This is a genomic window from Paraburkholderia sp. UCT2, assembly GCF_014397665.1.
GTDB classification, from domain to species: domain Bacteria; phylum Pseudomonadota; class Gammaproteobacteria; order Burkholderiales; family Burkholderiaceae; genus Paraburkholderia; species Paraburkholderia tuberum.
In genome coordinates this window covers 52,444-64,600 of record NZ_VZQO01000021.1, presented here as the reverse complement: position 1 = coordinate 64,600, position 12,157 = coordinate 52,444, and the positions used below count along the sequence as shown (strand labels likewise).

At 67.4% G+C, this 12,157-nt stretch carries 12 protein-coding genes; 9 read left to right on the top strand and 3 right to left on the bottom strand.

Annotation, left to right across the window (positions count from 1 at the left end):
- Positions 1–16 precede the first annotated feature (16 nt).
- From aroQ to F6X39_RS18915, 3 genes are all read right to left on the bottom strand, one after another.
- Complete coding sequence (gene aroQ, locus F6X39_RS18925; RefSeq protein WP_184058517.1) at positions 17–472, bottom strand: type II 3-dehydroquinate dehydratase; 456 nt, start codon at positions 470–472, stop codon at positions 17–19.
- A 208-nt stretch (positions 473–680) separates the two neighbouring features.
- Positions 681–1,241, bottom strand: a complete 561-nt coding sequence (locus tag F6X39_RS18920) for a TlpA family protein disulfide reductase (RefSeq protein ID WP_187617705.1) — start codon at positions 1,239–1,241, stop codon at positions 681–683.
- A 19-nt stretch (positions 1,242–1,260) separates the two neighbouring features.
- Positions 1,261–1,911: a UDP-N-acetylmuramate--alanine ligase gene (locus tag F6X39_RS18915; protein WP_187617704.1), complete on the bottom strand. Its 651-nt coding sequence runs from the start codon at positions 1,909–1,911 to the stop codon at positions 1,261–1,263.
- A 188-nt stretch (positions 1,912–2,099) separates the two neighbouring features.
- Here F6X39_RS18915 and mpl point away from each other — a divergent pair, with 188 nt between their 5' ends.
- The 9 genes from mpl to F6X39_RS18870 all read left to right on the top strand — a co-directional run bounded on the left by mpl (position 2,100) and on the right by F6X39_RS18870 (position 12,088).
- On the top strand, positions 2,100–3,494 hold the full coding sequence (gene mpl, locus F6X39_RS18910) for a UDP-N-acetylmuramate:L-alanyl-gamma-D-glutamyl-meso-diaminopimelate ligase (protein WP_184066834.1): 1,395 nt from the start codon (positions 2,100–2,102) through the stop codon (positions 3,492–3,494).
- Complete coding sequence (locus tag F6X39_RS18905; protein ID WP_187617703.1) at positions 3,491–4,105, top strand: YqiA/YcfP family alpha/beta fold hydrolase; 615 nt, start codon at positions 3,491–3,493, stop codon at positions 4,103–4,105. The genes mpl and F6X39_RS18905 overlap by 4 nt, the downstream gene beginning before the upstream one ends.
- A gap of 215 nt (positions 4,106–4,320) precedes the next feature.
- Positions 4,321–6,453 (top strand): ribonuclease catalytic domain-containing protein, encoded by a 2,133-nt coding sequence (locus tag F6X39_RS18900; protein WP_187617702.1) that lies wholly within the window; start codon positions 4,321–4,323, stop codon positions 6,451–6,453.
- The gene (gene aroE, locus F6X39_RS18895) at positions 6,450–7,313 is read left to right on the top strand and encodes a shikimate dehydrogenase (RefSeq protein WP_184022896.1); all 864 of its coding nucleotides are present in this window, start codon (positions 6,450–6,452) and stop codon (positions 7,311–7,313) included. Before F6X39_RS18900 ends, aroE begins: the two co-directional genes overlap by 4 nt.
- A 25-nt stretch (positions 7,314–7,338) precedes the next feature.
- Positions 7,339–8,073 carry a monofunctional biosynthetic peptidoglycan transglycosylase gene (mtgA, locus tag F6X39_RS18890; RefSeq protein WP_184022897.1) on the top strand — a complete coding sequence of 245 codons (735 nt, stop codon included), beginning with the start codon at positions 7,339–7,341 and terminating at the stop codon, positions 8,071–8,073.
- Between the two features lie 363 nt (positions 8,074–8,436).
- Entirely contained in the window at positions 8,437–9,465 is a 1,029-nt protein-coding gene (locus tag F6X39_RS18885; RefSeq protein ID WP_187617701.1) for an IclR family transcriptional regulator, read from the top strand.
- Positions 9,462–10,577 carry a 2-dehydro-3-deoxygalactonokinase gene (locus tag F6X39_RS18880; RefSeq protein WP_187617700.1) on the top strand — a complete coding sequence of 372 codons (1,116 nt, stop codon included), beginning with the start codon at positions 9,462–9,464 and terminating at the stop codon, positions 10,575–10,577. Before F6X39_RS18885 ends, F6X39_RS18880 begins: the two co-directional genes overlap by 4 nt.
- Positions 10,578–10,622: 45 nt before the next feature.
- Positions 10,623–11,303 carry a 2-dehydro-3-deoxy-6-phosphogalactonate aldolase gene (locus F6X39_RS18875; RefSeq protein WP_187617699.1) on the top strand — a complete coding sequence of 227 codons (681 nt, stop codon included), beginning with the start codon at positions 10,623–10,625 and terminating at the stop codon, positions 11,301–11,303.
- Positions 11,300–12,088 carry an SDR family oxidoreductase gene (locus tag F6X39_RS18870; RefSeq protein WP_187617698.1) on the top strand — a complete coding sequence of 263 codons (789 nt, stop codon included), beginning with the start codon at positions 11,300–11,302 and terminating at the stop codon, positions 12,086–12,088. The genes F6X39_RS18875 and F6X39_RS18870 overlap by 4 nt, the downstream gene beginning before the upstream one ends.
- Positions 12,089–12,157 lie beyond the last annotated feature (69 nt).

Genomic DNA, 12,157 nt, shown 5'->3' with positions numbered 1-12,157 from the left:
TTGGACGTGTTTGGATTCAGCCGCGCGACGACCCGGCCGCGAGCCGGTCGAGCGCGAATTCGAGCGCGTACAGATACCCCTTCCAGCCGAGGCCGCAAATGACGCCCTCAGCCTGGTCGGAGAAATACGAGTGATGCCGGAACGGTTCGCGGCGATGCACGTTCGACAGATGAATCTCGACGAACGGGATGCCGACCCCCGCCAGTGCGTCGCGAATGGCCACGCTCGTGTGTGTGTACGCGGCGGGATTGATCAGGATGAAATCGGTTTGCTCGGTGCGGGCCGCCTGAATACGGTCGACCAGCGCGCCTTCGTGATTGCTCTGAAACGACGCGAGTTCGACGCCTGCGTCGGCTGCGCGGTCCACCAGCGCCTGATCGATCTGCGGCAGGGTCACGCGACCGTAGACCTCGGGTTCCCGGCTGCCGAGAAGATTGAGGTTGGGTCCGTGCAGTACCAGCAGTCGCGTCATGGTCGCTTCTTTTTCCGTGGAATTGCGCGCACTTTAGCGCTGATTAGAGAAACTTGTCTAGTTTCGCGCGCGTACGCGGCGACGGCCGGCGCGGGCCGCCGCGCAGCCTTGGGCCCAACTTCACTCAAATTCGGGAATTATCCGTGTATTTTTGCTCGTTCTGCACGGAATCGCATGCCAAAAAGCGCAGCGTGGGAAAGCGGGAAATTTACAGCGCGTCGAGCGTCTGACGCAGCGCCGTCGGGTCGATCTGGCCCAATTTTGTCGAGCGGATGTTGCCTTTTGCGTCGATCACGACGGTAAACGGCAAACCGCCCGCATGGTTGCCGAACGCGCGCGCGAGGTCGGCGCCCCCGAAGCCGGTCACGTAGATGGGGTACGCGACCTTGATCTTCTGCAGGAAGGTCTGGATGTTCTTTTCCGAGTCGACGCCGAGGCCGACGAACTGGATGCCTTTCTTTGCGTACTCGCGCTGGATCTGCGACAGCGCCGGCATTTCCTCGACGCACGGAGCGCACCACGACGCCCAGAAGTTGACGACGATCGGGTGGCCCTTGAGCAGGCTCAGCGACTGCGGTTTGCCATCGACGTTCGTGACCGGCGCGCTCCACAGTTGCTGCACGGGACTCGCAGAGGTGGCAGGCTGCGCTCCGGCCTGCGCCGCGTACGCGAGGTCGGAACCGCGATTGAGCCAGTGATTGGCCAGTACGCCGCCGCCCGCGGCAATCAGCGCGACGACCGCGCCCGCCAGCATACGTCTCGTGTTCATCGTGCTCCGTTCTGTCTGATCAATTGGTGAAGGACGGCACTTCGTCGCCGTCGAGCAGCGCCTGCACCGCCGGCAAATTGGCCCGCGCCGTGCGGCCGCGCGCGTCGGCGCGTACCGCGCCACGCAGGTCGTCGGTTTCGTACAGCGCGACGTGGATGCCGACCGGCTCGGCGTTGCGCTCGCCCGCGGGGCGCCACAGAAAGCTCAGCGTCTCCACGTAGCCGCGGCCCGCGAAATGGCGCGTTTCCGACACGTCGTACTGGATGTTCGCATTGAGCATGTAGATCGCGACTTCCTTCGGGTTGTCGCAAAACATCTGCAGATGCACATCCGAATGCTCGCCGGCCGTACCGCCGAGCACCGCGCCCGTCAGATACGGATTGAACGGTGCGAGCCGCTCCATCCAGTCGACCGCGATCATGCGCAGGCGCCGCAGCAGCGCCGGCTGGCTGTCGCTCTGGAACAGCGACTGATATTCGCGGATTTCTTCTTCGATCTGATCGTTGTCCGGCAGCCATTCGCCGGCAACACGAGTCTCGCCGACGACCTGCCGGGCGGCCTTGCGCTTCGCGCTGGCGTAATCCAGGCCGTCTTCGGCAATCAGGCGTGCCGCCGCGATTGCGATTTCCTCGCGCAGGCGCTGCGGATCGAAATGTGATTTGCGGACCATCCTCGCATGATACTCGATCGAGCCTGCGACGCGGTTCGGCGGCCCGCACGGGGCGGCGCCGGGCGTGGCCGGCAGGGGGCAGCGCGCGTCGCGTCGGTTACAATAGGCGTCCTTTGCAGACGGTCGTTCCGACCGTCCTGTGGCTCTCTCATCCCTCGCAAGAAACGCCCCCGCGGCACGACAGGCTTATGCATATCCACATCCTCGGCATCTGCGGCACCTTCATGGGCGGTCTCGCGGTGCTCGCGCGCAATGCGGGTCACACGGTGACCGGCTGCGACGCCGGCGTCTATCCGCCGATGAGCACGCAGCTCGAGGCGCAAGGCATCGGTCTGATCGAGGGTTATGACGCGGACCAACTGAACGGCCTGAACGCGGATCTATTCGTGATCGGCAACGTCGTCACGCGCGGCAACCCGCTGATGGAAGCGATTCTGGACCGCGGCCTGCCGTACGTGTCCGGTCCGCAGTGGCTCGGCGAGCACGTGCTGAACGGCAAATGGGTGCTGGCCGTGGCCGGCACGCACGGCAAGACCACCACGAGCTCGATGCTGACCTGGCTGCTCGAAGATGCGGGCCTGAACCCCGGCTTCCTGATCGGCGGTGTGCCGCTGAATTTCGGCGTGTCGGCGCGGCTCACCGATTCGAGCTTCTTCGTGATCGAAGCCGACGAATACGACACCGCATTCTTCGACAAACGCTCGAAGTTCGTCCATTACCGCCCGAAAACGGCGGTGCTGAACAATCTCGAATTCGATCACGCCGACATCTTCCCCGATCTCGCCGCGATCGAAACGCAGTTCCATCATCTGATCCGCACGGTGCCGCGCTTGGGCCGCGTCGTCACGAACGGCCGCGAGGACGCGCTCGAGCGCGTACTGACGCGCGGCTGCTGGAGCGAGGTCGAGCGCTTCGGCGTCCAGGGCGGCTGGGAGATCCAGGCGGCGGAGCAGGGCGTGCCCGTCGACGAACGCTTCGCCGTCTATCACAACGGCGAACGCGTCGGCGTGGTCGACTGGCAGGTGCAGGGCGAGCATAACCGCCTGAACGCGCTCGCCGCGATCGCCGCCGCGCGCCATGTCGGCGTGCCGCCCGCGCAGGCCGCGAAGTCGCTGTCCGGCTTTCGCAACGTGAAGCGCCGCATGGAAGTGCGTGGCAGCGTCGAGGGTGTGACCGTGTACGACGACTTCGCGCATCACCCCACCGCGATCGAGACGACGGTGGCCGGCCTGCGCGCGCGGGTCGGCCGCGACAACACGCGAATCCTTGCGGTGCTGGAACCACGCTCGAACACGATGAAGCTCGGCGTGATGAAAGCGCAACTGCCGGCGAGCCTCGCCGACGCCGATCTCGTGTTCGGCTACGGCGCGCCGAGCGGGCGCGACGCGCTCGGCTGGAACCTCGGCGAAGCGCTCGCGCCGCTCGACGGCAAGGCGCAGGCGTTCGACAACCTCGACGCGCTCGTGAAGGCAGTGGTCCACGCGGCGCGCCCCGGCGATCAGATTCTGGTGATGAGCAACGGCGGCTTCGGCGGCGTGCATCAGAAACTGCTCGACGGTCTTTCGACGCGAGGCGCGTCTTGATTCTGTATCTGCACGGTTTCCGTTCGTCGCCGAATTCGTTCAAGGCGCGCCTGCTCGCAGCGCGTCTCGCCGAGCTGGGTCGCGCCGACGAGTGGTGCTGCCCGATGCTGCCGGTGTCGCCGTTCGAAACCGTGGCGCTCGCCGAATCGCTGGTCGCCGAGGCACGCGCGAAGGGCGATGCGCGGCAGGTGACCGTGATCGGCAGTTCGCTCGGCGGCTACTTCGCCACCCATCTGGCCGAGAAACACGGCTGGCCGGCCGTGTTGCTGAACCCGGCGGTCGTGCCGCAGCGCGACCTGAGCGCGTATCTCGGCGAGCAGCCGTTGTGGCACGGTGGCGGCAGCATCGTCGTCGAGCCGCATCATCTGGATGAATTGCGCGCGCTCGGCGTGGCGTCGATCACGCAGCCCGAACGCTATTATTTGATGGCAGCCACCGGCGACGAAGTGCTCGACTACCGCGAAATGCTCGCGCACTATCCGAGCACGCGCACCACGCTGATCGAGGGCAGCGACCATGCGATCAGCGAGTTCGCGCAGTATCTCGACGACGTGCTGGCCTTTTGCGACGCCGAACATGTCGAGCCGCCGGCGCCGCGCGCGGCGGCCTGACGGCACGCAAGGGCGGCGGCACCGAACCCTGCCAGGACGTCAGTCAGAGAGGCACACCGACCGCCACCGCTGGTCGCAAGATTCAACCCGCTGGCACGCGCAGTGCGCGCCGCGGATTCACTATCACGAACAGGTTGCCGTGCCGCGCATGCAGTGATCGATCGCCACGGGGCGTCGGGCGCGACGGCAGACGCAAGTCAGAACGAGAGTATTGAGTGAACGTCTTCTTCGAGGAATCGGGCAGTTTCAAGGCCGGCAGCGTGCTGTCGCGCCAGGGCGACGCGTTTCAGGTCGAGTTGCCGGGCGGGCGGCGCGCGAAGGTGCGCGCGAAGGATGTGCTGATCGAGTTCGAGAAGCCCAGCGCGGCCGAACTGATGCAGCAGGCCGACGCGTTGGCGCAAGAGATCGATCTGGACTTCCTGTGGGAATGCGCGCCGGACGATGAATTCCCGTTCGCGACGCTGGGCGCCGAGTACTTCGGCGCGAGCTTCGGCGCGATCGAGCGCGCGGCGCTGGTGCTGCGCATGCAGGGCTCGCCGGTGTACTTCCGCCGCAAGGGCCGCGGCATGTACCAGCGCGCGCCGCAGGAGCAACTGAAGATGGCGCTCGCGGGCCTCGAGCGCAAGCGTCAGCAGGCGCTCGTGCAGGCGCAGTACGAGGAAGAGCTGAAGGCAGGCCGTCTGCCTGAAGCGTTCGCGGGCGGCAAGGGGCTCGCGCTCTTGACGAAGCCCGACAAGAACACCATCGAGTACAAGGCGCTCGAGGGCGCCGCGGCCGCGCGCGGCATCTCGCAGGCGCGGCTGATGCTCGAATGCGGCGCGATCGCGTCGCCGCGCGCGCTGCACGAAGCGAAATTCCTGTCCGAGTTCTTCCCGCACGGCACCGGCTTCCCGTCCGTCGCGGCCGCGAACGTGCCCGACGATCTGCCGCAGGCGGACGTCGAAGCGTTCTCGATCGACGACATCACCACGACCGAAATCGACGACGCGTTCTCGGTCGAGCATCTGGCCGACGGCCGTGTGCGCATCGGCGTGCACATCGCCGCGCCGGCGCTCGGCATCCAGCGTGGCGACGAAGTCGATGCGATTGCGCGCGCGCGTCTGTCGACGGTCTACATGCCCGGCGACAAGATCACGATGCTGCCCGACAGCGTCGTCGACACCTTCACGCTTGCCGAGGGTGGGTATCGGCCGGCGCTGTCGCTGTACGTGATCGTCAATCGCGAGACGCAGGAGATCGTCGCGAGCGAAACGCGCGCCGAGCGCGTGTTCGTAAAGAACAATCTGCGCCACAACACGCTCGACGAAATCGTCACCGAGAAGGCGCTCGCCGAGGGCACCGGCGAGTATCCGCACAAGGACGATATCGCCGTGCTGTGGCCGTTCGCGCAAGCGCTGTTCGAAAAGCGCCAGACCGCGCGCGCCGGCTACGGCCTGCGCCGCGAAGTGCAGCGCAATACCGACTTCAATTTCTACGTCGACGGCGAGCACGTCACGATTACGCCGCGCCGGCGCGGCTCGCCGCTCGACACGATCGTCGCCGAGCTGGCGATTCTCGCGAACTCGTCGTGGGGCGGGTTCCTGCACGATCACGGCGTGCCGGGCATCTATCGCACGCAGCGCGCGTTCGGCGTGCCGAGCGGCCCGAAGCGCACGCGCATGCAGACCAACGCCGCGCCGCACGAAGGGCTCGGCGTCACGCAGTATGCGTGGAGCACGTCGCCGCTGCGCCGCTACGTCGACCTCGTGAATCAGTGGCAGCTGATCGCGTGCGTGCAGCATGGCGTGACCGCCAAGCTCGCCGCGCCGTTCAAGCCGAAGGACGCCGATCTGTTCGCGGTCGTGCAAGGCTTCGACGACACCTACACCGCGTACGCCGACTATCAGCGTCGCATGGAGTACTTCTGGTGTCTGCGCTGGCTCAGGCAGGAAAACCGCAAGCAGGTGGTCGCGTCGGTCGTGAAGGGCGATCTCGTGCGTCTCGAGGAAATTCCGCTGCTGCTGCACGTGCCGGGCCTCGGCGTGCATGCGCGCGGCACGCGTTTGCAGATGGAAGTCATGTCGATCGATGAACTGACGATCGAAGCGTCGGTGCGTCTGTTGCACGTGCTCGATGCACCGACCGTGACGAGCGGCGCCGAAGCTGAAGAAGGCGAGGACGAGAGCGAGGAAGAGTTGCTCGACGCATCCGACGACAGCGCCGAAAGCGAAGCCGAAGCGGAAGCCGAAGCCGACGGCGGCAATCCCAACGACAACCCCAGCGCAGACGAATCCGCGGCGACCGGCGACGGCAACGACGCCGCGAACAACGCCGACCGCGACCAACACATCACGGAGCCGGGACGATGAGCGGCAACCCAACGCGCGAGCGCTACGCGGTCATCGGCAACCCCGTCGGGCATAGCAAGTCGCCGTTCATCCACGGCCGCTTCGCCGCGCAAACCGGCGAGCCGGTCGAGTACGGTCATCTGCTCGCGCCGCTCGACGCGTTCGTGCCGCACGTGCGCGCGTTCATCGAAGCGGGCGGACGCGGCCTGAACGTGACGGTGCCGTTCAAGCTCGACGCGCATGCATTCGCGAACACGCTGTCGCCGCGCGCGGCGGCGGCCGGCGCGGTGAACACGCTGCGGGTCGACGCCGACGGCATCTACGGCGACAACACTGATGGCTTCGGCCTCGTGCGCGACATCGAGGTGAATCTGGGCGTGTCGCTGAAGGGCGCGCGCATCCTGCTGCTCGGCGCGGGCGGTGCCGCGCGCGGTGTCGTGCTGCCGATGCTCGAGCGCGCACCGCATACGCTGACGATCGTCAATCGCACGGCGCAGAAGGCCGAAGCGCTGGTCGACCAGTTCGCGCAGGCTGCCAGCGGCGCGCACTGCCGTCTGACTGGCGGCAGCGCCCGCGCGATCGAAGCGGGCCAGTACGACGTGATCGTCAACGCGACCGCGGGCAGCCTCGATGCGTCGCTGCCCGAGTGCGACGATCGCGCATTCGGCAACGGCACGCTCGCCTACGACATGATGTACGGCGCGCATCCGACCATCTTCATGCAGCACGCGGCGAAACTCGGCGCGCGCGGCGCCGACGGACTCGGCATGCTGGTCGAGCAGGCCGCCGAATCGTTCCATGTGTGGCGCGGCGTGCGTCCGGACAGTGCGCCGGTGCTCGCCGAATTGCGCGCGCTGCTGACGGCGCCGTCGCCCGCGTAACGTCGGCGCGCGGATAGCACGCACCATGACAGCGACGCGGCGCGCCAGCGGTTCGCGCGGCCAGTCCGGCCCGCTGCGCTGGCTCGCCTGGTTGACCGCGGTCGTGGCCATCGCCTGGCTCGCGACGCAGGCGTACTACTTCGCGCAGATCGCAATCTGGAACGTCGTCAATCCGCGCTCGACCGCGTTCATGCGCTCGGACGCATGGCGTCTGTCGCAGGACCGGCCGGATCTGTCGGTGCAGCGAACGTGGGTGCCGTACGATCAGATTTCGCGCAACCTGAAGCGCGCGATCATCGCGTCCGAAGACGCGAACTTCGTCAACAACAAAGGCTACGAAACCGACGCGATCCTGCAGGCGTGGGAGCGCAACAAGGCGCAAGGCCGGATCGTGCGCGGCGGCTCGACGATCTCGCAGCAGCTTGCGCGCAACCTGTTTCTGTCCCGCGAGAAAAGCTATATCCGCAAGGGCCAGGAGCTGATCATCACGTGGATGCTCGAAACGCTGATGGACAAGCAGCGCATCTTCGAGATCTATCTGAACTCGGTCGAATGGGGCAGCGGCGTGTACGGCGCCGAGGCGGCCGCGCAGTACTACTTCAAGACCTCGGCGAGCAAGCTCACGGCCGCGCAGTCGGCGCGGCTCGCGGTGATGCTGCCACGCCCCAGGTATTTCGATGAACACAGGAATTCGGCGTATCTCACGCAACGCGCGCGCGTGATTGCGCGGCGGATGGGCGCGGCTGAATTGCCGGATTGAAAGAGCCCTCGATCTCGTTGTCCTGCTTCGAAGCCCGCCTCGCGCGGGCTTTTTTGCGTTAGCAGACCGCGATCGCGACAGTTCGCTAAACACTCGATCGCCCACTAAAATCTCACTATATGGACTCAACATTCACATATTGGTGATTCTCAAAAGTCGCCCTACAATCCAAGCCAACATGCATCGCGAGTCGGCGCCCCAGCGCGCCGAAACAGCGAACAGCGACAGAAAAAAACCGGAGACGAGACCGACCATGTCTGGCAGCCAACCACAGCAGCCGCGCGAGCGCGGCGCCGCACCCGTTCCCGCCCTGTTCTCCGGCCCCGCGCGCTAAGCGCAGAAACCATCCGAAAGCGAATCGCCATGAACAAAGCGATGCCCACTCCCGCCGCCAGCGCGACCGAGGCCGCGCAGGGCTCGAACGGCGGGCCGAACAGCGCCGCGAATCCGGCGCTGAATTCCGCGCCGCGCGAGGCTTCAGCCGTCACCGCCAATGTCGCCGCCAGTGCGTCCGTTACCGCGAGGGCGTCGCGCCCGGTGGCGCGCGCGGCGACCGTCGACGGTCTCGGGCTGCCGGTCACGCTGCTGGAAATCACGCCGCAGCAGGCCGGCACGCAGACACTGTTGCGCGGCCTTGCGATTCTCGAGGCGGCCGCGGCCGGGGTGCGCGATCTGCGCAGCTTCGGCGCCGCGCTCGGCACGACCCGCAGCACCACGCACCGGCTCGTCAGCAGCCTCGTGCAGGCGCGCTATCTGCGCCAGGTGCAGGGCGGCTATCTGCTCGGGCCGAAGCTGATCGAGCTCGGCACGATCGCGCTCGAACAGATGCCGCTGACGGCCGTCGCGCGTCAGCACCTCGAGTCGCTGGCCGAGCAGACGCTCGACACGATCCACCTCGGCGTGCGCGACGGCGACGACGTGCTGTACATCGACAAGATCCCCGGCACGCGCGGCCTCGAAATGCGCTCGCGCGTCGGCCATCGGATGCCGCTCGCGTCGACCGGCATCGGCAAGGCGATGATGCTCGACCTCGCGCCGGACGCATGGCAGTCGCTGTTCGACGCGTCGCGCCGCGCGCTCGCAGGCGTCAGCTTCAAGCCGGACAACCGCCCCGATGCGCCGACCTTCCTGCAGCGCATGACGAACTACGCGGCCGGCGGCTACACGTTCGATCTCGAAGAGAACGAAGCGGCGATCCGTTGCGTCGCGGCGCCGGTGCGCGATGCGTCGGGCGCGATCGTCGCGGCGTTGTCGGTGGCCAGCACGATTCCCTATATGCCGCTCGAACGGATGGACGAACTGATTCCGGTCGTGCAGCGCGAGGCGCGCGCGATATCGGAAGAACTCGGTTGGCGCGCACCGCGACCGGCCACGCGCAGGATCAAGCGATGAAACAAGCGGGCACCGCCACGCTGGCGAACCACCGGGCGGCCGCCGCGCCCGACACGGGCGTGAAGCCGGAGGCGACCGCCGCTGCCGATACCGCCGCCGTCGATTTCACGCACGCCGCGCTGATCGCGCTCGACTGGGGCACGACGTCGCTGCGCGCCTATCTGTTCGACGCGCACGGTCGCGTGCTGGCGACGCGCGCATCGACGGCCGGCATCATGAATCTGCCGCGTAGCGCGGCCGAGGGCGGCTTCGACGCCGCGTTCGACGACGCCTGCGGCGCATGGCTCGACCACGCGCGCGGCGTGCCGGTGATCGCGGCGGGGATGGTCGGCAGCGCGCAGGGCTGGCTCGAAGCGCCGTATGTCGAGACACCCGCGAACGCCGATGCGTTGGTGGCCGGTATCGTCCGCGTGCAGACCGCGCGCGGCGCGACGCTGCATATCGTGCCGGGCGTGCTGCAACGCGGTGAATTGCCGAACGTGATGCGCGGCGAGGAGACGCAAATTTTCGGCGCGCTCAGCGCGGACGCGGACGGCGCGCACGACGCGAACTCGGTCGACAGCAACGCCCGCTCGCTGATCGGCCTGCCCGGCACGCACGCGAAATGGGCGGTCGTGCAGGCGGAGCGCATCGAGCGTTTTCATACGTTCATGACCGGCGAGGTGTTCGCCGCGCTGCGCGAGCACACGATTCTCGGCCGCACGATGGTCACGCCCGATCGCCCGGATACCGAAGCATTTCTGCGCGGCGTGAACATCGCGCGCGAGAAGGGCCAGGCAGGCGTGCTCGCGACCGTGTTCAGCACGCGCACGCTCGGCTTGACCGGCGCGCTGTCGAGCGAGGCACAGCCGGACTATCTGTCGGGCCTGCTGATCGGGCACGAACTCGCCGGCCTCGAAGCGGTACTCGCGCAGCAAGGCAGCTCGCTCGCGCAGCAGAGTCTGCGGCTGATCGGCAACGACGCGCTGTGCGAGCGCTACCGCCTCGCGCTCGCGCAATTCGGCTGTCTGCGGGCGGAGCCGGTCAGGCATGCAACCGAACGCGGCCTGTGGCGCGTCGCCGTCGAAGCGGGGCTCGTCCGGCCGTCCGCCCAGGCGGCGCGCGCAGGCTGACCGGCGGCAGAGCCCTTTACGACGCTCACGAAACAAGGAACCGACATGCAACCACACATCAATCTGCCCGCACCGTACATGCCGCACGCGGGTCTGATCGCCGCGTTCGAAGCCTGTCCGCTGATCGCGATCCTGCGCGGCGTCACGCCCGCCGACGCGGCCGATCACGGTCAGGCCCTGTACGAAGCCGGTTTTCGCATCGTCGAAGTACCGCTCAATTCGCCGCAGCCGTTCGACAGCATCTCGGCGATCCGCAAGGTGCTGCCGGCCGACGTGATCGTCGGCGCGGGCACGGTGCTGCATCCGCTGTTCGTGGACGACGTGAAGGCCGCGGGCGGCGAACTCATCGTGATGCCGCACAGCGATCCGGAAGTCGTGATCGCCGCGAAGGCGCGGGGCCTCGCCTGCGCGCCCGGCGTCGCGACGCCGACCGAGGCGTTCATCGCGCTGAAGAACGGCGCGGACGTGCTGAAGATGTTCCCCGCCGAGCAGCTCGGCTGCCAGGTCGTCAAGGCATGGCGCGCGGTGATCGCCGCGCAGGTGCCGCTCGTGCCGGTCGGCGGCGTCACGCCGGACAACATGGGGCCGTTCCTGAGCGCCGGCGCGAACGGTTTCGGCCTCGGCTCCGCGCTGTACAAGCCGGGCCAGAGCGCGGCGGTGACCGCGTCGCATGCGAAGGCGTTCATCAACGGTCTGCGGATCGCCCGCGCGGGCGCGAAGAAATGAACCGGCTCGCCGGCAAAGCCGCTCTCGTGACGGGCGCCGGGCGTGGCATCGGCGCGGCGATCGCGCTGGCGTTCGCGCGCGAGGGCGCGGCGGTCGTGCTGGCGGAACTCGACTTCGACACGGCGCAGCGCACGGCCGCGCAGATCGAGGCGGAAGTTGGCACCGGCGCCGGCGCGCGCGTGCTCGCGGTGCAGACCGACGTGACGCAACCGGCGTCGGTGCGGCACGCGGTCAGCGAAGGCGAACGCGCGTTCGGCGCGCTCGACATCCTCGTCAACAACGCGGGTATCAACGTGTTCTGCGATCCGCTGACGATGACCGACGCCGACTGGCGGCGCTGCTTCGCGGTCGATCTCGACGGCGTGTGGAACGGCTGTCGCGCGGTGCTGCCGGGCATGGTCGAGCGTGGCGCGGGCAGCATCGTGAACATCGCGTCGACGCACGCGTTCAAGATCATTCCGGGCTGCTTTCCGTACCCGGTCGCGAAGCACGGCGTGATTGGCCTCACGCGCGCGCTCGGCATCGAGTACGCGCCGCGCAACGTGCGCGTGAACGCGATCGCGCCGGGCTACATCGAGACGCAGCTGACGCACGACTGGTGGAACGAGCAGTCCGATCCGGCCGCCGCGAAGCAGGCGACACTCGATCTGCAGCCGATGAAGCGCATCGGCCGTCCGGAAGAGGTGGCGATGACCGCGGTGTTCCTCGCGTCGGACGAAGCGCCGTTCATCAATGCGAGCTGCATCACCGTCGATGGCGGGCGCTCGGTGCTTTACCACGACTGAATTTGCGTCGCCAAAAGACGCACAGAACACCGGACGACGCGCTGGCCGCGTGTGTCAGACCGGTACAAG